The 17513-nt window shown below is 51.4% G+C and carries 19 protein-coding genes; 9 read left to right on the top strand and 10 right to left on the bottom strand.

From position 1 onward, the window contains the following. Positions 1-12 precede the first annotated feature (12 nt). The 5 genes from IVG45_RS15525 to IVG45_RS15545 form a co-directional block, all read right to left on the bottom strand. Positions 13-318, bottom strand: a complete 306-nt coding sequence (locus IVG45_RS15525) for a DUF3240 family protein (protein ID WP_196434704.1) — start codon at positions 316-318, stop codon at positions 13-15. Further along, positions 315-3377, bottom strand: a complete 3063-nt coding sequence (locus IVG45_RS15530) for an efflux RND transporter permease subunit (RefSeq protein WP_196434705.1) — start codon at positions 3375-3377, stop codon at positions 315-317. The genes IVG45_RS15525 and IVG45_RS15530 overlap by 4 nt, the downstream gene beginning before the upstream one ends. Further along, positions 3377-4468: an efflux RND transporter periplasmic adaptor subunit gene (locus tag IVG45_RS15535; protein WP_196434706.1), complete on the bottom strand. Its 1092-nt coding sequence runs from the start codon at positions 4466-4468 to the stop codon at positions 3377-3379. The genes IVG45_RS15530 and IVG45_RS15535 overlap by 1 nt, the downstream gene beginning before the upstream one ends. Then, positions 4465-5778 (bottom strand): TolC family protein, encoded by a 1314-nt coding sequence (locus tag IVG45_RS15540; RefSeq protein WP_196434707.1) that lies wholly within the window; start codon positions 5776-5778, stop codon positions 4465-4467. Before IVG45_RS15540 ends, IVG45_RS15535 begins: the two co-directional genes overlap by 4 nt. 114 nt (positions 5779-5892) lie before the next feature. Continuing rightward, positions 5893-6273, bottom strand: coding sequence for a hypothetical protein (locus IVG45_RS15545; RefSeq protein ID WP_196434708.1), 381 nt, complete (start codon positions 6271-6273; stop codon positions 5893-5895). 153 nt (positions 6274-6426) lie between these two features. Between IVG45_RS15545 and IVG45_RS15550 the strand changes: the two genes are divergently transcribed. Next, positions 6427-7377 (top strand): Tim44 domain-containing protein, encoded by a 951-nt coding sequence (locus IVG45_RS15550; protein ID WP_196434709.1) that lies wholly within the window; start codon positions 6427-6429, stop codon positions 7375-7377. Between the two features lie 2 nt (positions 7378-7379). Then, positions 7380-7997, top strand: a complete 618-nt coding sequence (locus IVG45_RS15555) for a class I SAM-dependent methyltransferase (protein WP_196434710.1) — start codon at positions 7380-7382, stop codon at positions 7995-7997. 54 nt (positions 7998-8051) lie between these two features. On the opposite strand, the gene IVG45_RS15560 is transcribed toward IVG45_RS15555, so the two are convergent. Next, entirely contained in the window at positions 8052-8699 is a 648-nt protein-coding gene (locus IVG45_RS15560; protein WP_196434711.1) for a DUF2959 domain-containing protein, read from the bottom strand. Between the two features lie 233 nt (positions 8700-8932). Between IVG45_RS15560 and IVG45_RS15565 the strand changes: the two genes are divergently transcribed. Then, positions 8933-9178 carry an EexN family lipoprotein gene (locus IVG45_RS15565; protein WP_196434712.1) on the top strand — a complete coding sequence of 82 codons (246 nt, stop codon included), beginning with the start codon at positions 8933-8935 and terminating at the stop codon, positions 9176-9178. 438 nt (positions 9179-9616) lie between these two features. Here IVG45_RS15565 and mpl read toward each other — a convergent pair whose 3' ends face one another. Then, positions 9617-10987 (bottom strand): UDP-N-acetylmuramate:L-alanyl-gamma-D-glutamyl-meso-diaminopimelate ligase, encoded by a 1371-nt coding sequence (gene mpl, locus IVG45_RS15570; protein WP_196434713.1) that lies wholly within the window; start codon positions 10985-10987, stop codon positions 9617-9619. A gap of 8 nt (positions 10988-10995) precedes the next feature. Continuing rightward, positions 10996-11526: an ankyrin repeat domain-containing protein gene (locus IVG45_RS15575; protein WP_196434714.1), complete on the bottom strand. Its 531-nt coding sequence runs from the start codon at positions 11524-11526 to the stop codon at positions 10996-10998. Between the two features lie 67 nt (positions 11527-11593). Here IVG45_RS15575 and apaG point away from each other — a divergent pair, with 67 nt between their 5' ends. From apaG to IVG45_RS15600, 5 genes are all read left to right on the top strand, one after another. Next, the gene (apaG, locus tag IVG45_RS15580; RefSeq protein WP_196434715.1) at positions 11594-11971 is read left to right on the top strand and encodes a Co2+/Mg2+ efflux protein ApaG; all 378 of its coding nucleotides are present in this window, start codon (positions 11594-11596) and stop codon (positions 11969-11971) included. Further along, the gene (locus IVG45_RS15585) at positions 11971-12798 is read left to right on the top strand and encodes a symmetrical bis(5'-nucleosyl)-tetraphosphatase (RefSeq protein ID WP_196434716.1); all 828 of its coding nucleotides are present in this window, start codon (positions 11971-11973) and stop codon (positions 12796-12798) included. Before apaG ends, IVG45_RS15585 begins: the two co-directional genes overlap by 1 nt. Before the next feature lie 93 nt (positions 12799-12891). Further along, positions 12892-13221 carry a hypothetical protein gene (locus tag IVG45_RS15590; RefSeq protein WP_196434717.1) on the top strand — a complete coding sequence of 110 codons (330 nt, stop codon included), beginning with the start codon at positions 12892-12894 and terminating at the stop codon, positions 13219-13221. 239 nt (positions 13222-13460) lie between these two features. Further along, a complete protein-coding gene (locus tag IVG45_RS15595) occupies positions 13461-13868 on the top strand; it encodes an exosortase system-associated protein, TIGR04073 family (RefSeq protein ID WP_196434718.1) in 408 nt (135 codons plus the stop codon). Positions 13869-13904: 36 nt separating this feature from the next. Then, a complete protein-coding gene (locus IVG45_RS15600; protein WP_196434719.1) occupies positions 13905-14600 on the top strand; it encodes an OmpA family protein in 696 nt (231 codons plus the stop codon). 86 nt (positions 14601-14686) lie between these two features. Here the strand turns inward: IVG45_RS15600 and IVG45_RS15605 are convergent, their stop codons facing one another. Next, entirely contained in the window at positions 14687-14890 is a 204-nt protein-coding gene (locus tag IVG45_RS15605) for a hypothetical protein (protein WP_196434720.1), read from the bottom strand. A gap of 227 nt (positions 14891-15117) precedes the next feature. Here IVG45_RS15605 and fae point away from each other — a divergent pair, with 227 nt between their 5' ends. Then, positions 15118-15669: a formaldehyde-activating enzyme gene (gene fae, locus IVG45_RS15610; protein ID WP_196434721.1), complete on the top strand. Its 552-nt coding sequence runs from the start codon at positions 15118-15120 to the stop codon at positions 15667-15669. Positions 15670-15790: 121 nt separating this feature from the next. Here the strand turns inward: fae and IVG45_RS15615 are convergent, their stop codons facing one another. Beyond that, complete coding sequence (locus tag IVG45_RS15615; protein ID WP_230874613.1) at positions 15791-17467, bottom strand: BatD family protein; 1677 nt, start codon at positions 17465-17467, stop codon at positions 15791-15793. Positions 17468-17513 lie beyond the last annotated feature (46 nt).

The following is a 17513-nucleotide window of genomic DNA, read 5'->3' on the forward strand; positions in this document are numbered from 1 at the left end:
CACAAAAATAGTTTAAATCTCACCATGTTCCAGCACGGGCACTATCCAATAATGTAAACCGGTACCGGTAAATTCGGCTTTAATTTTATCCAATAAAGCCGGGACATGATCTTTATCAATATACATCTGAAAGCGCATTTTACGTTGCCGTCCAGTGACCTGCTCGGATACCGACAGCCCTTGATTTCGATGATCATGCGCGCTAACTGGAAAGCTGGAGAAACCCTGCGCCGTTTCAAAGGTCAACAAACAATCCACCATGGATTCTTCAAGACTCGGCGAGACATTGATGGTTACCAAATATGTGTCAAAGATCATTCCGCATCCTCCCGGCCTTGCCCGAATAATGTATACAAAATCGGCAATAGAATCAGCGTTAAGCATGTCGATGAGACCAAGCCGCCGGTCACCACGATGGCCAACGGTCGCTGGATCTCCGAGCCTGGCCCGCTAGCGAACAACATCGGGATCAAGCCAAAGGCGGCGATACTGGCGGTCATTAACACCGGCCGCAAACGCCGGGCCGAACCCACGATGACTGCTCGCGAAACCTCCATACCACTGGCGCATAGCTGATTAAAATAACTGACCATCACCACCCCGTTCAATACCGCGATACCCAGCAAGGCGATAAAGCCGACCGAAGCCGGCACCGATAAATATTCGCCGGATAACCACAATGCAAAAACCCCGCCTATCATCGCCAACGGAATATTGGATAACACCAGCGCGGCCTGCCTAATAGAACCGAAGGTTGAAAACAGTAACAGAAAAATCAAGCCTAGAGCCACCGGGATCACCAGCGTCAATCGTGCCGCAGCGCGTTGTTGGTTCTCGAACTGGCCACCGAACTCAACTCGATAACCGGTAGGCAACGACACCTTTTCGGCCACCAGCTTGCGCGCCTCATCGACAAACCCTACTAGGTCACGGCCTTCGACATTGCTGCGAATCACCACAAAGCGCTGCCCCTTCTCCCGTCCGATCGACACCACCCCTTCCACTTGCTCGATTTTAGCCAGCGCGGTTATCGGCACATGGCCGCCATTGGGCAGGGTAATTTGTAGATCGGCGAAATTAGCCGTGTTGCTATCGCCACGCAACAATAAAGGTGTTCTTTTGATGCCTTCCTGCACGATACCAAGTTGCACACCTTCGATTTGGGCACGCAGCATGTTTTCGATGCTGTCGCTATCCAAACCGAACCGGCCCGCCGCTTGTCTGTCGATACTCAGTTGCAGAAACTGCATGCCTTCGTTTTTACGCATGAATACATCGCTGGAGCCGGTGATGGTTTTCAACAAAGCTTCGATTTCCTCGCCCTTGTGATTCAACACATCCAGATCGCTGCCGAATAATTTGATCGCCACGTCGCCGCGAGTACCGGTCAACATTTCCGATACCCGCATTTCGATCGGCTGGGTAAACCCGAAAGCAATGCCGGGTGTGTGGGACATAATGGTTCGAATCGCTTCGATCAGCTCTTCCTTACTGTGCATGCGCCATTCGTCCTTGGGCTTCAATATTAAAAAAGTATCGGTTTCATTCAAGCCCATCGGATCCAGGCCCAGTTCATCGGTACCGACCCTCGACACCACGGTTTTCACTTCCGGGATGTGCTGCAGAATATTTTTCTGCACCTGACTATCCAGTTCCACCGAATCCTGCAAGGTAATCGAGGGCAGCTTTTCCAGTTGCACGATGATGTCGCCTTCATCCATGGTCGGCATAAACGTGCTACCGATTTGAGTAAAGACCAACACGGTCAAGACCAGTAACGCGCCGGCGCCGATAAATATTTTTTTACTGTTTGAGAGGCTCCATACCAGCATGGGCTGATACAACCTCAACAGATGCCTGGGTAGCCACGGCTCTTCGTGCGAGACATTTTTCAACAGAAACGACGCCAGGACCGGAATCACGCTCAGGGACAGAATCAGCGAACCGCTCAACGCAAAGACGATGGTCAAGGCCACTGGGCCGAATAATTTGCCTTCCAAGCCCTGCAGAGTCAGTAACGGTAAAAACACAATGACGATGATCAAAATACCCGAGGTTACCGGAACCGCCACTTCGCGGGTGGCGCGGTAGATCATGTGTAATCGTGGCAAGCGTTCGGCCTTTTCATGATCGGCCAGCTGGGTAATGATATTCTCCACCACCACAACCGCACCATCCACCAGCATGCCGATCGCAATCGCCAGACCGCCCAGACTCATCAGGTTGGCCGACATGCCGAACGCCTGCATCAAAATAAACGTCACCAGCGCCGCTAACGGCAAAGCCAATGCCACAGTCAATGCGGCGCGCAAATCACCTAAAAACAGGATCAGCAACACCACAACCAGCACAATCGCCTCGAACAAAGCCTTGGTCACGGTATTGACCGCCTTGCCCACCAATACACCCCGGTTATAAAACACCTCGACTTTGACATCCCGCGGCAAAGTAGCTTGCAGATCGGCCAGTTTGGCTTCGATCAACTCGACGGTTTGCCGGGCGTTGGCTCCGCGCAGGCTAAGAATCACGCCGGTCACGGCTTCACCCTTACCATCCTTACTCACCGCGCCATAGCGGGTCAATGCACCGATTTTCACTTCGGCGATGTCTTCCACTCTGACCGGCAGATCGTTATTCCGGGCCACCACGATGGCTTTGACATCCTGCTCGTTTTTGATCCGGCCTTCGGCCCGCACGATCAAAGTCTCTTCACCCTCGGCCAAGCGCCCGGCGCCATCATTTCGGTTGTTGTTTTGCAAGGCCGTAATCAATTGCTCCATGCCGATATTGCGAGCCGCCATCCGCGTATTGTCGGGTATTACTTCGAAACTGCGCACCAAGCCGCCTAGCGCATTGACGTCGGCGACACCCGGCACGGTGCGTAATGCCGGACGAATCACCCAGTCCAACAGATTACGGCGCTCCATCAAGCTTAAATCACCACCTTCCACCGAAAACATGAACATCTCGCCCAAGGGCGTGGTCATCGGCGCGATGCCGCCCTGCACACCGGCCGGCAAATTGCCCCACATGCCATTCAAGCGTTCGGCTACCTGTTGTCTTGCCCAATAAATATCGGTGCCTTCCTCGAAATCGAGAGTTATGTCGGTAATGGCGTATTTTGCCAGCGAACGCAGCATGGTCTGATGTGGGATGCCGAGCAGTTCGACCTCAATCGGCGAGGTGATGCGGGTTTCGACCTCTTCCGGCGTCATGCCATCGGCCTTGACGATGATTTTGACCTGGGTTGGCGAGACTTCCGGAAAGGCGTCGATAGGAATGTTTTTAAAGGCGTAATAGCCGCCCCCCATCAGTAACAATATGAACAAACACATCATCAGGCGCTGCGACAGCGCAAAGCGAATCAGCCTGACCATTATTCGTCTCCGCCCAAGCCAAGCCAATTGGCCTTCAATGCCACCGCGCCTTGCACGGCAATTTCCGCACCACTAGCCAAAGGACCATTAATTACCGTATCCTGATTTTGCTTACCGACTACCGCGACTTCCGTGACCGCAAAGCCATTCGCATTGCGGACGAAAACATAGCTATGGCCGGTATTTTGCGCGATGGCGGTATTAGGTACCTTAAAAGCCGCTTGTCGATCGTCCTGCAAAACTTGCACATTGACATGCTGGCCAACCTTAAGTCTATCGGCTTGGCCTTGAATCACCGCGCGCGCCAACAGTGTTTGAGTATCCCTATCGATGCTTTGCCCAAGCATGCTGATTTTGGCGCTAATCCCAGTATTAGCAATACTGACCAGATCACCAATTCGCAAGCTCTGTACACGCTCCTGTGGAATGCTGATTTCCAGCCACAGTTCCGACAAATCAGCGATACGGTATAAAGGTGCCTGCATGTCCAGGCGTGTTCCTAATGTCGCCAGCCGCTCCAGAATCACGCCACTCATCGGTGAGCGAACTTGCAACATGCTGCTGAGTTTGTGGGTTTTTGCCAGACCATTGATCTCGGACTCGGTCATGCCGGCCATGATCAACAATTGCCGGGATTCTCCGGCAAGCGCGGCCTTGCTGCTGTGCATGGCCTGAGTTTCCTGCCAGCGCCTTTCCGCAATCACTCCTTCCCCCAGCAATTTTTTGTCTCGCTGTTGTTCCAACCCAACCAAATTCAGATCACTCTGGGCGGTTAAAAATTGCTGCTGCAAAGCCACCAGCTCGGAGCTATGAACCTGTGCCAATACCTGGCCTTTTTCGACTTTATCGCCGATATTGGCCTGTAATTTTGTTAGAAGGCCCGGTTGAGGGGTACTCAACAATAATTCATGACTAGCCGGCACCACGACTGTAGCCGGAGCCGACAGCAGAGGAACTTGCTGACTGGCCGCCACCGGCGCAACTTTAATTGCCAAATTATCGATTTGCTCCGGCGTAATTCGAATTTGCATGTCTTCGGCGGAAACGGCGGCCGCTCCAGTCAACAACAGGCTGATTAGGGTTTTTCTCATGGCAATACTCCTACCGCCTGGTTATATAGGGCAATGTTGCGTTGCAGTTTGACTTCCTGCTCGTTGGCATTGCGGATGGCTTCCATACTGCGGGCTTGAATTTTCAATAAATCCAGCAAATTAATCTCGCCTGATTCAAAACTGATTTGCATCATTTTCAGATGTTGCTCGGCAATATCCTTCATTTGCTTGGCAATAGTCAGCTCCGCGCGCGTCACCTCCAAGCCATGTTCGGCTTCGTGCAGATTTTTCTCCAGTACTCGCATCAGATGCTCGCGTTGCGCCAACGTCTGATTTAACTCCAACTGGGCAGCTGCAATCTCGGGTGCGTCGTAGGTGCCGTGGCCGAACGGAATCACCACGCCGATATTGGCACTTTGCATGTCATCCATACCACGTTGATCCCTGCTGGTTTTGGCACCGATACTGACCTTGGGCTGATTGATACTGTCGGTGGTTTTAGTCCATTCAATGCCGGCTTGCTTGCGGGCAACCATGGCATTAATGGCTTCCAGTAACGGATGATCGGGAGGAATCGCTTGAATTGCACTCAATGGTTCCTGGTAATTGCCGGGAATGTGAGTGGTTTGAGTCAGACTGGCATAACTTTTCCGGCTATGCATCAGTTCGGCTTCGGCTTGAGTCAACAGCGTTTGGGTTTGCAGATGATCGCTTTCCATCAGCAACAAATCGGCGCGCGGCAAATCACCCAACTCCACCCGGCGCTGTACCTTGGCCAATAGTTGCGCCGATAACTCCCTGTTAATCCGGGCCTGCCGCAGCCGGTTTTCAGCTAAGGCCATATCCCATAGGGCTTCTCTTACCAGTCGCGCTACTTCCAGCTTCACGGCGGCCGATTGCTTCAGGGCGGAAAAATGCGCTTGTTCCGCTACATTTTGCGCGGCGGAACGTTGCCCCCAATTCCAGATAGTAAATTCCAGATTGGCCGACGCTTCGCGAGAGCCTTGGTCGCTGGCAACCCTATCGTCGGCATAATCCAACGCCAGCGCGGTTGAACCGGCCAGCCAGCTATCGCCGCGCTCTTGCAAGGCATCGGCTTCCCGCAGCAAGGCTTCGTTGATCAATCGGTCGGGATATTTTTCCAGGGTTTGCTCGACCAACAGCGGCAGCGTCATCATTGGATCGATTTCGACCGGGTCCAAATGCTCGATGGTCAAGGTTTCGGAGCCTTCGGCTTTGTCCGTTTGACCGCTGATGATAGGTTGATCCGCAATGCCCTCCGCATGACAAGGCGCAACGGCCAGCCACAGCAAGGGCAAACAGCATGTAATATGACGGGGTAGTGTCATATTGAACTCCAAACAATTATTAATTCAGGGAAACCGTTATAAACGGTAAAAATACAGAATGGGGCTAAGGAATTGCCAGACAATGCGGAACACCGGCTGGATAATTACCCTGAATCAGAGAAGCGGAGGCGCTCGAGAGGGATTTTGACTTAGGCAGGGCTCGGTGGGACAAACCGAAACGTGAGGCGAAAAATTAATAGTTCCGACCATCCGCTGGTCAACGAACGGCACATCGTCGCCATGTAAATAATAAACGGCGGAAAAATCTTCGGCATGCTGCCGGACTTCAATCAGCTGCCCCAACTCGACGATGGCGTAGGGCGAACTGGCCGAATAATCGGTTGCCGTAACCAACAAGGCATCGGGTTTGACATGTAGAGCTTCAAATTCGTGCAAATGCAAACCACGGGCGAGGCCCGATTCATCAACATGCGCATGCACCAGCGGTGCCGCAAATTGCAGCAACACTAAAAGCACAACAATAAATTGACGCAAAAATGCAACCATTTGAATAATCTGAATGTCAGTGTAGCGTCCCGACACTATACAGTAGTTGTAGAGAGCCTGACGAAAGGCTATTCTACTTGAAATTACTAATCCGACCCTAAAATTAGTTAATACTTTTCCACTAAGAAGGCAACAAAAACCATGAACAGAAAATTCGGTATCCTGGCTTCGCTTTTCCTATCGCTGGTCTTGATGATGACCGGCATCCACGAGGCACAGGCCAAACGCATGGGCGGCGGCAAATCCTTCGGCAGCAGACCGAGCTATAGCGCGCCCTACCAACGCTCCACATCCCCTGGCGCGACAAGTCAAACCACCCGCTCGGCCAGCCAGCAACAAGCGGCGACCCAAAATCAAGCGGCTCGCCAAAGCTGGGCCGGTCGTGGTGGACTGATGGGCATGCTAGGCGGTTTGGCACTGGGGGGATTGTTAGGCTCGCTGTTTTTCGGCGGCGCATTCGAGAACCTCAACCTGATGGACATGCTGGTGTTTGCCGGTATCGCCTACTTGTTATATCGCTTGTTTGCGGCTAGGGCCAAACAATCACAACCCGCCGCCAGTACCGGGTATAGCCGTTCCAGCTATAACGGTAACGAAGGCCAAGATGACAGCAGTACTCCGCGGACCGGCACCAACCCGGCCGGTTTCAATACCGACGTCATGTTTGGCAAAGCCAACCGAAACCAAGCCGTCAACTCAACCGAAGACGTTGCGCAAATACCCGCCGATTTCGATAAGCCCGCGTTTTTAGCCGGTGCCGAAAGCGCGTTTCGCTATTTGCAATCGGCTTGGGACAAACGTGACCTGGCCGCCATTCGTGGATTAACCACCGACAAAGTTTTCGCGGAAATTCAAGACCAACTTAAAGCCTCCAGCACCGACAACAAAACCGAAGTATTGAAACTGACTTCCGAATTGTTGGAAGTCAGAGAAGAGGGCACGGAAATGGAAGCCGTGGTGTTGTTCGATAGCATCATGCGAGAAGATGACGGCGAAACCGAACAAGTTCGTGAAGTCTGGCATTTCATCAAACCAGTGAACAGCAAACAAACCAAGTGGTTTCTGGACGGCATTCAACAACTGGAAATTTAAGCATGCCCGCCAGCGCCGAAAAAATCCGCCAGCGCTACGACAGGCTGGCGCCATGGTTCGACAGCCTGGAAGGTTTCCTGGAAGGCTTGATTTTTCGCCGCTTACGCAAAAAACTCTGGGCCATGGCCGAGGGCGAGCATATTTTGGAAGTGGGCGTTGGAACCGGAAAAAATTTCACATTTTACCCCGACCACGCCCGCATGACCGCGATAGACTTTAGCCCTAAAATGTTGGAACAGGCTCAACGCAAACGCGAGCGTAAACAGGTCAAGGTCGATCTTGATCTGATGGACGTGCAATCCTTATGTTATGCAGACAACAGCTTCGACACCGTGGTAGCCAGTTTTGTATTTTGTTCGGTGCCCCGCCCCAGAAAAGGCCTGAAAGAACTGTATCGGGTGCTGAAACCCGGCGGGCAGTTGCTGTTGCTGGAACATGTCTTGAGCTCCAACAGACTGATGGCCAAAGTCATGAATCTGATCAATCCGTTGGTAGTGAAAATTGTCGGCGCCAACATCAACCGGCAAACCGTCAAAAACGTTCAGGCCTGCCCTTTCCGCAGTATCTTTGTCGATCCTCGCAGCAGTGACATGATCAAGCTGATTCGGGCGGTAAAATAAGTCTGCATATTCCCTGCTCCCAATAAAACCGGACCGCTTGCCACATAAAGCGGTTTATTGCTTACCCATCGTATTGATAAAAGCATCCGCTTCGTTGATGGATTTTTCCATCGCCGCGATCAATGTCGACACATCGGACTGAACGCTGCCGAGTTGGCCTTTCAACGAGGCTATGGCCTGAGCATTCAGATTGTGCTTCAGGTAAAGCACCTGATCCCTGAATACGCTGAGTACGGGTTCGATCTTGGCTTCAGCCTGGCGCATTGCCGTAATCAATTGTTTGTATTGCGCACGAGTGGCTGTTAGTTTTTGTTGACTGCCCTGCCTCAAGGAAGCATTGCTATATTGATTCAGTTCGGCCTCCCATTCGCTGAACAATGCGCCGGACACGTCCTCGATATCGCCGATGCGTTTGTTAACGTCTTCGGCCATTTGTACGCTGGCCTCATATTCGCCGTTGAGTTTGTTGTAGGTACTCTCAAGGTTCCCGCCCTTGAACTGGGTAACGGCAGTAAACTGTTCCAACGCCGACTTAAATTGCTGCTTGGTTTGTTGCTGGCTATCGCGGGCTTTTTCTACCCGGTGCACCATCACATCCCGCTTGGGAATGCCGATTTTTTCCAAACCACTGTAATACAGACTGGAACAAGCGGATAAACCTATCGCAAACCCAAACATGGCCAAGCGTACTGTCAATTTCATGCCGATCTCCTGTTAATCAGGCTGTCATTATAGAGAAATCGCCTTCACGGAACACATGCAGCATGATGGCCGCCGGTCCGAAAATACTATTTTCCTAGTAACAAAACTGGCGACAATTTGTCGCGCGGCAATCCGCCACATTTTCCTGATGGCTGTTATTGATTAGACTCACCGCCACTCGTAAGCCCGTGTTTGCGAGTGTCAATCCATCGAAAATTATAGGGAGATAAACCATGCAAAAAAACACCATTATCTTGATTGCAACCGCATTAGTGCTGGTTTTGAGTGCATTTAAAGTGATCAGCGCCGAAGAATCGACTCAGGGGGCCGAAGCAAAATCGGTGGCCTGGTATGTAGCCAACGTCAAGGAGGCGCAAGCCAAAAATCAGCAATGTCACGACAATCCCGGCATACAGTCTTCCCCGGACTGCGAAAACGCCTTACACGCCCTACAAATCAGCTTTAAAGGGGGTAATTGATATAAATCATCAATAGTTTTGGAGGTTAACAGCCCGCGCTGTCAACTTATCTAAAAAACTAGGCAAATACTTGTATTGAGCGCGAACCATATTGCTCATGTCGCTACGCGGCACCTTATCATCTCTCTCCCGCAAGGGAGAGAGGCGATCACGGCGCGAATGTATCCTGCTAGGGAATCAACCAAGCTCGAGATCGTTAACGCGAAAATACCTTAAGGCCCATGCACCCAAGTTATCCATTCCTCAACCAGCCATTAATGCTGGACTGCGACAGTTTGCCGCGTGTGACAATCCGTCACATTTTCAACTTGGCACATCAACGCTAAACTGGCAACAACTCAAGTATTGTTATGCGCAACTGAGTTGCTTTACCCTTCTTCTTTAAGCGGCCAATGGCCGCTTTTTTTTGCCTACGACTTTTGCTCTTTCATCCAAAAGTTACAACTCTTCCCGCAGGCGTTGATAAATACCGCCAAAACTGCCGTTACTCATCAATAACACATGGCAAGGGCCTTCCGATTCCGCCTTGATCGCATCAATGATCGCGTCCAGGCTACTGCAAATGCGGATGTTTTTAGCATATTGCAGCAATTGGCTTAAATCCCAACCCAGATTTTCCGGCTGGTAAATAATGGCCTGGTCGGCTTCGGCCAGCGATTCCGCCAATGACTGAGTGTGAACGCCCAAGCGCATGGTGTTGGAGCGCGGCTCGACGATCGCCAGGATTTTTTGGTTACCGACTTGTTTGCGCAAACCGTCCAGCGTGGTTTCGATGGCCGTCGGATGATGGGCGAAATCATCGTAGACGGTGATGCCATCTTTACGGACGATGACTTCCATTCGGCGTTTGACATTTTGAAACCGAAGTAACGCCGCAATGGCGTCATAAGCTTGTATACCGATATGCCGGGCCGCGGCAATGGCCGACAGGGCGTTATAGACATTGTGACAACCGCTCAAGTCCCATTCGACGACGCCTTGTTCCCGACCTTCAAAGCTAACCTGAAAACAACTGCCGTCGGCTTTTAACAATTCAGCCCGCCAATCGGCCTCGCCGGCTATCGCGGTTTTGACTACGGGCGTCCAACATCCCATCCCCAGCACCTCCGCGATATGCTGTTCGCGGGCTGGCGCGATAATCAGCCCGTCGCCGGGAACGGTACGGACTAAATGATGAAATTGTTTTTTGATGGCATCCAGGTTTTCGAAAATATCGGCGTGGTCATATTCCAGATTATTCAAAATCGCGGTGCGGGGCCGATAGTGTACGAACTTGGAACGCTTATCGAAAAAAGCGCAATCATATTCGTCGGCTTCAATCACAAAAAAATCCGACTCGCCCAGACGGGCGGAAATACCGAAATTCAAGGGTATGCCGCCGATTAAAAAGCCGGGTTTGAAACCGTTGAATTCCAGGATCCAGCTCAACATGCTGGTGGTCGTGGTTTTGCCGTGAGTACCCGCCACAGCCAGCACCCAGCGCTTTTGCAATACATGCTGGGCCAACCACTGCGGGCCGGAGATGTAGGGTAGATTGCGATTCAGCACCGCTTCCACTTCCGGATTACCGCGCGACATAGCATTGCCGACCACCACCAGGTCAGGCTTGCAATCCAGATTCTCGGCCTTATAGCCGTTCATTAGGCGGATGCCCTGTTCTTCCAGCTGGGAACTCATGGGCGGATAGACATTTTGATCCGAACCGCTGACGCTGTAGCCCAGTTCGCGGGCAATCAGGGCCAATCCACCCATGAAGGTGCCACAGATGCCGAGGATATGAATATGTAAAGGTTTTTGTTGTGAAATCATGGTTTGGGTTATTGTGGTTTTTCTTCGGCGGGTTTGGGTTGATCTTCCGGTTTCGCTTCGGCGTCCGGGGCTGATTCGGGACTTGCCTCCGTCACCGCTGATTTTGCACCGGCGGTTTCCAATAATTTGACAATAGCCTCGCGCTCAAGCTTTTTGGCCTTGTCGATGACTTTTACACCTTGATTATCGGCCGCATTGACGTTAGAACCGGAAGCGATTAGCAATTTGACAATGTCGACGCCGCCAAAAAGCACGGCATCCGACAATGCGGTTGAGCCGAGTTTATCGGCGCTATTAACATCGGCGCCATAGCTCAGCAGTAGTTTGACGATGCGTAAATTGCCGTTGAAACTGGCGGCCATTAAGGCGGTTCTGTCTTGCTCTATCTTGCCGTTAACATCCAAGCCTTGCGCCAACAGGGCTTGAACCCTTTCCAACTTACCGCTGGCCGACGCCGCGAATAAATCCTTGGCGTCTTCCGCAAATACGGGTCGTGACATCATCAGAATCAAGGCGAACAGCGCCGTACTTATCTTCATCAGGTAGCTTGCGTTTGCGTATCAGTTAGGTTGAAATAGGGATAATTCAGAGTCACATAATCTATCAATGAGCGAAAAATACAAAGTTTTAGTTGAGGCGAAACCACATTACATTGAGGCCCAATCGTCGCCGGAGCAAAACCGGTTTGTATTTGCTTATACCATCACCATCACCAATGTCGGTTCGGTGCCGGCACGCTTACTGACCCGCCATTGGCTGATCACCGATGCCAACGGCAAGGTGCAGGAAGTCAACGGCGAAGGCGTGGTGGGCGAACATCCTCACTTGAATCCCGGCGACTCGTTTCGTTATACCAGCGCGGCGATGATTGAAACGCCGGTGGGTGTGATGCAGGGCAAATACCAGATGCAATCCGACACGGGTGAAAGTTTTAGTGCTTCTGTTCCCAAATTCACCTTGTCGATTCCCAGAACACTGCACTGATGGCAATTTATGCTATTGGTGACATTCAAGGTTGTTACAACGAACTGCGTCGCCTGCTGGATGTCATAAAGTTTGATCCGGATCAGGATCAACTTTGGCTGGCGGGCGACCTGGTCAACCGCGGCCCACATTCCCTCGAAACGTTACGCTTTGTCAAAAGCCTGGGCGATTCAGCCATTACGGTACTGGGCAATCATGACCTGCATTTGATTGCTACCGTGGCTTCGTTGAGCAAAACAGGTAAAAAAGACACACTGGGGCCAATCTTACGCGCGGCCGATTGTGATGAGCTAATCGACTGGTTGCGTAACCAGCCGTTATTTTATCACAACGACCAATTCTGCATGCTGCATGCGGGACTACCGCCGCAATGGGATTTTGAGCAGACCAAGACCATGGCCTCGGAAACCGAGCAAGCCATCCGTGGCGAGGATTATCAGCGCTTCTTCAGATCGATGTACGGCAATAAACCCACGGCCTGGCAAGACGACCTGCCAAAAACCGAAAAACTACGCTTTGCGGTCAACTGCTTTACACGCTTACGTTATTGCACGGCCGATGGCGAACTGGACTTTCATCACAAAGGCCCACCCGGCAGTCAGGCAGGGCATCTATTGCCATGGTTTGCCGTTCCGGGGCGTAAAAGCCGCGACATGTGCATCATCTTTGGGCATTGGTCCACGCTGGGCTTTTATCAAGAACACAATGTATATTCAATAGACACCGGCTGCCTATGGGGCGGACAACTGACCGCATTAAGGCTGGATCAGCCCGCGCAGCGTATCAGCATTGATTGTCAATGCGTACACAAACCCTCGGAGCTATAAACGATCAGCTCTTGAACTTTAGCGCCTAACCAACGTCCATGCCGAGTCGGATGTTAGACACGGATGTTTATTACCACTACCCCGGAGGCCGTTATGAACAAGAAAACTCTACTGTTAGCCACCGCGTTATCGTTGCCGCTTACCGTTTTTGCCAGGCAAGGCATGGAAGGACATGAAGCACCGCCCCATCACCGCTTGGAGCGCTTGGAAAAAGAATTGCAACTAAGCCCGGAGCAAAAGGCCAAATTGGAAGTGATATTCAAGGAACAGCATGACAAATTTCAGGCTATTCACGATGAATCACATTCCCGGATCAAAGAGGTGCTCAGCCCCGAACAAATAACGAAATGGGAGAAAATGAAACAGCAGCAACAAGAAAAACGCCGCGAAAAAATGCAGCAACGCCAGCCCACTTCGCAATAAGCTGGAAGTAGCGTGCATGTTGACCTCGCCGCGCATTGAGTCTCGCTGCAAATAATCAACAATATCAATTTGACAAATTGCCTGGTTCAGGCGCATTGTTGCTCCATGGCCTTACAACACTAGCGGTTTAGGTCTATGCTTGTTTCAAATTAGAGTCTAATATTTTTGTTAGAAGTTTTTTTTCGTGCCTGCCCGCGCGGTTTCGGACGGTATCAAATCTGTAAAACAAGGAGCTACTCATGAATAAAAATAAAATATTAGCCGCCTGCGTTCTATCCGGCGCATTAATGACGGCACCCACGGCACAAGCAGAAAGTTATTTTACTGGCTTTAGCAATAAAGTGAGTCAAGGCTTTGCCAATATTGCCTTTGGGTTCGTCGAAATCCCTAAAAATATCATCAACATTAGCAATCAACACAATATTTTCGTGGGCATGTCCTGGGGGCTGTTGCGTGGCGTTGGCCATACCGTTGGCCGCACACTGGTCGGAACGGCCGAGCTTGTGACTTCGCCGATCCCAACCCGTGAATTTGCCGCCCCGGCCTATGTCTGGGATCGCTTTAGTGAGGACAGTCGTTACTTTGGTCTGAATTACCCAGGTTATTGGACTATTTATGGTCCATTGGATAATGGCGACAACGAGTAAGCCTGTTGCGACTAATTGAATCACGAGGATATTATCATGAAAAAAAAATACGTAACCCTGCCGCTCGCGGTTTTAGCCCTGTCTCTGACCGCTTGTAGCACACCCAAAAAGGACTCCACCGATCTAAAAGCGGCAATTGATGCATCCAGAGCCGGCCACTATGGTCAAGCCATGCTGCACGAGGAATTGTCCGAAAAAGATCTGGAAGCAGCAAACATCATCCTGGGTCATCTGGAAAAAGATTACTACTGGAATATCAACGAGAAACAAAAAGGCTTGGATCTCGCTCAATCGGCCGCTCACCATCGTCTGCAATCGGAAAAAGAAATGTGCCAATGGCTGACGGAAGTTCATGCGCAAAACCATCACCATGTGGAAACTATTCATGAAACAGTGGCGTACTTTAAAACCGCCAGCGACGTTCCGTTCAAAACCAAGGACGAAACCATTCGCCATATAGGTCATTTCTTGCATGATCATCCCGATTCGACCGCAAACGTGACCGCATCGACCGACACGGTGGGTAAACCGGCCTACAACCAGGATCTCTCGGTGAGAAGAGCCCGGACTGTCAGCGATATGCTGGTCAAATTCGGCGCCAAGCCTTCTCAACTTGTCGTAAATGCAACGGGTGAAGCACATGGTCCCGATAATACACCAGACCAAAGCCATCGCGTTGCCGTCGTGATCACGGCGCATCCCGACTACATCGATTGCCCGAATGTAAAATAAGGCTTACTCTCCCGCCCCGCTGACTATCGGTCATGCGGGGCTTTCCTTACCGCGCCACCAGCTCCCGCATTCAAATTCTCGGCTTGTCACAAATCATCCAGCTGCTTTTTCTGCTCCACCGCATTTTCCAGAATTTGTTGTTCCACATCCTTGGCTTTATCCAGCGGTTGATTCATCTCATCGGCAATTGCTTGCCGCTTGGTTTTGTCGTTAGCCGCATCATCATTGTTCGAGCAAGAGCAAGCGGCTAACAAGATGAATAGAGCCGATGCAGCGATAATATTTTTCATGACAAACTCCGATAAAATTTTAAGCTAAAAAGCATGTTCCACCCTGAAGTTAAATCGGCCCATCCCGAGCAAGATCGAATGGAACAAACCGATGAAACAACCGTCGAAGTGCCAAACTTATAGCCGGACTCTCCATAATCGCCCTATGCCTTAGTTGCCACTCTTGCCGCTTGCCGCACAGTGAGCATAGAATGCCGGTTTTATACATTCAGCGTGAGGATATTCCGATGTCAGATTCATATTGGTTCAGAACCGGCGAAGCCACCGTATTTTCCAGCGAAGGCCAAGGCACCGATGCCATGCCGGAAATTCTGATTGGCGATGTAAAAGGTCCGGCCGGACATGCGTTTGCCAACCTGATGGGACAAACCGAGGGCCATACCCGCATGTTTGCGATTCGCGCCTGTAACCAGCAAGTCCGTCCCGCCACCATTATGGTGCCTAAAGTCACCATTAAATCCTCGGCTTATGTCAGTTTGTTTGGCGGTCCGGTGCAATCGGCTATTGCCGACGCCGTGATTGACAGTGTCGCGGACGGCATCATACCGCGACTGCAGGCCAACGATTTGTGCATTATCGCCATGCTGTGGATAGACCCATCCTGCGCAACCAACCCTAATCTCGATCGCAAGGATCTGTACCGGACCAATTACGAAGCCATGAAACTGGCGATTCAACGGGCGATGAGCAATTCCCCCAGTATCGACGAATTAATCGCCAACCGGCATAAAATCGTACACGAAATGTACGATCCCGAGACTGGCGAGTCGCAATGGTAATCCAAGTTCAGCCGAGGACTTAACACGAGTTCGCCACGAAACACTCAGCGGTTTAGATTTAGCAGTGTTTCGTGGAATAATCCCCTACCCCGAAACATGCCGTGCATTGCTTTACCGCGTATCAAAGCCGATATAGCGGCTGCAATGTATCGGACTCTATAGGATTTTTGTTCGGCGTGGAATCCTGTTTTGAAAACGCCCGCCATAAAGCCTCGCCGTCCCAGGCCTGTTGTTCACCGGAATACAACACGTGATTCAAGGCCAAAATTTCCTCGGATAACGGTCCGGAGCAACAATCGGCAACCGCCGTCAAATTGTCCGCCGCAAATTGCCGCCTACCCCAATCCAACAATGCTTGTTTCGCGGCGTGGGGATTATTTTGTTGGCAGGCTTTTTTTAGAGCTGTTTGCTGATCAAGCCTGGCCGCTTCGACTACCGGCATTTTGTCGACGGGGGATTTTTGTCTTTTGTCGCGAAAAAACCAAACCATGGTCAACAACCAACCCAAACCCAGAAAACCGGATAATGCTTGCCATAACAGATTGCCGTCAGTTGCCGAAACCGGCGAGGCTTGCTGATGGCCCGGTTCGATTTGCGCTTGCGACGGGGCCGTCGCGGCCGGCTGACTATCCTCGGTAGCGAGGGCCTTAATCCTCACCTCGGCTAGATGCGCGACTTCGGTTTTTTGAGTTTTGGTGTTGAACCAGTTGATAGTCAGCGCCGGCAGGGTATATTCGCCCGGTTTGCTGGAGATATAGGCAATTTTTTCCTCGCGCACAGCATTCAGACCATCGCTTGACTTGTCTTCCCGCAATAACGGCTGGTCGGGATAGGTCTTAATGCCATCAATGCCGGATTGTCCGGCCAATTCCGGCAACTGCCCGACCGTGGCACCTTTCGCCGTCAACTTAATAGTTCGGGTCAGAGGTTCTCCGACCTTGCCTTGTAAGCGATCATCCGACCAACTTTGGCTAAGTTCCAGCGATTCGGCGCTCAACCAGGCTGGTCCGGTAAAGCTGGCCGGTACCGGCTGCACATTCAAGGTAATAGCCTTGGAAGACACTCGCCGGCTTTCGGTAATCTGGCGATTGAAAAAACCGTTGAAACGCGGGTTTTGATTAGCGACCACCTCCGCCGTCAAGGTCAGCGGCTCAATGGTGAAAATACCGCTCTGTTGCGGGAAAATCGCGTATTTGCGCTCGGTCACCCAATAATCCATGCCCTTGACCTGGGTACTGTAGGTACTGTCCTCTCCCAGCTTTTCCACCACGGCATCCTTGATTTCCGGGTCGTTCAGGCTGGCCTGGGTAATCTGCACCCGTCGGTACAATTTCAAGGTATACAGTACTTGCGATTGTACATAGGGTTTTTCCGGCGTGACTTGCACTTCCAGGAATACCTCGTCGCTACTACTGGTCGTGAGCGGCGCGTCGTTCACCACCACTTTTAACGGTTTACTGCTGTCGGCGCCAAAGGCTATCGGCGGAATCAGCAGTTCGCCGGACTGCCTCGCTATCACACTGACTAGCCATTGCTCGTTACGGCTGCTCTTGCCGTTCACCCAGGATACATTACTGCTACGTTGTTGATTCAGAATCTCGAAATTTTGCAGCAGCGGGGCAAAATCCGGGCTGCCGTCCGGTGGTTCGCCTGCGCTAAAGGTAATCTGAAACGATTCGCTCAGATTGACCGGATTACGGTCGACACTGACCTGAATCTCCGCGGCGGCGGCTTGAAATGTCAGCAGAAAACCGCAGAGAAACCAATACAGCCAGATATAACGATTATTTTTAAGCATGATCATACTCGAGCTTAGAGGTTCTGAAATTGATCAACCCAGCCGT

The organism is Methylomonas sp. LL1 (assembly GCF_015711015.1).
GTDB lineage: Bacteria > Pseudomonadota > Gammaproteobacteria > Methylococcales > Methylomonadaceae > Methylomonas.

Bases quoted from the DNA above. Each gene is read 5' to 3' on its own strand.
- IVG45_RS15525 (WP_196434704.1), bottom strand. From the start codon at position 318: ATGATCTTTGACACATATTTGGTAACCATCAATGTCTCGCCGAGTCTT.
- IVG45_RS15530 (WP_196434705.1), bottom strand. From the start codon at position 3,377: ATGGTCAGGCTGATTCGCTTTGCGCTGTCGCAGCGCCTGATGATGTGT.
- IVG45_RS15535 (WP_196434706.1), bottom strand. From the start codon at position 4,468: ATGAGAAAAACCCTAATCAGCCTGTTGTTGACTGGAGCGGCCGCCGTT.
- IVG45_RS15540 (WP_196434707.1), bottom strand. From the start codon at position 5,778: ATGACACTACCCCGTCATATTACATGCTGTTTGCCCTTGCTGTGGCTG.
- IVG45_RS15550 (WP_196434709.1), top strand. From the start codon at position 6,427: ATGAACAGAAAATTCGGTATCCTGGCTTCGCTTTTCCTATCGCTGGTC.
- IVG45_RS15555 (WP_196434710.1), top strand. From the start codon at position 7,380: ATGCCCGCCAGCGCCGAAAAAATCCGCCAGCGCTACGACAGGCTGGCG.
- IVG45_RS15560 (WP_196434711.1), bottom strand. From the start codon at position 8,699: ATGAAATTGACAGTACGCTTGGCCATGTTTGGGTTTGCGATAGGTTTA.
- IVG45_RS15565 (WP_196434712.1), top strand. From the start codon at position 8,933: ATGCAAAAAAACACCATTATCTTGATTGCAACCGCATTAGTGCTGGTT.
- mpl (WP_196434713.1), bottom strand. From the start codon at position 10,987: ATGATTTCACAACAAAAACCTTTACATATTCATATCCTCGGCATCTGT.
- IVG45_RS15575 (WP_196434714.1), bottom strand. From the start codon at position 11,526: ATGAAGATAAGTACGGCGCTGTTCGCCTTGATTCTGATGATGTCACGA.
- apaG (WP_196434715.1), top strand. From the start codon at position 11,594: ATGAGCGAAAAATACAAAGTTTTAGTTGAGGCGAAACCACATTACATT.
- IVG45_RS15585 (WP_196434716.1), top strand. From the start codon at position 11,971: ATGGCAATTTATGCTATTGGTGACATTCAAGGTTGTTACAACGAACTG.
- IVG45_RS15590 (WP_196434717.1), top strand. From the start codon at position 12,892: ATGAACAAGAAAACTCTACTGTTAGCCACCGCGTTATCGTTGCCGCTT.
- IVG45_RS15595 (WP_196434718.1), top strand. From the start codon at position 13,461: ATGAATAAAAATAAAATATTAGCCGCCTGCGTTCTATCCGGCGCATTA.
- IVG45_RS15600 (WP_196434719.1), top strand. From the start codon at position 13,905: ATGAAAAAAAAATACGTAACCCTGCCGCTCGCGGTTTTAGCCCTGTCT.
- IVG45_RS15605 (WP_196434720.1), bottom strand. From the start codon at position 14,890: ATGAAAAATATTATCGCTGCATCGGCTCTATTCATCTTGTTAGCCGCT.
- fae (WP_196434721.1), top strand. From the start codon at position 15,118: ATGTCAGATTCATATTGGTTCAGAACCGGCGAAGCCACCGTATTTTCC.
- IVG45_RS15615 (WP_230874613.1), bottom strand. From the start codon at position 17,467: ATGCTTAAAAATAATCGTTATATCTGGCTGTATTGGTTTCTCTGCGGT.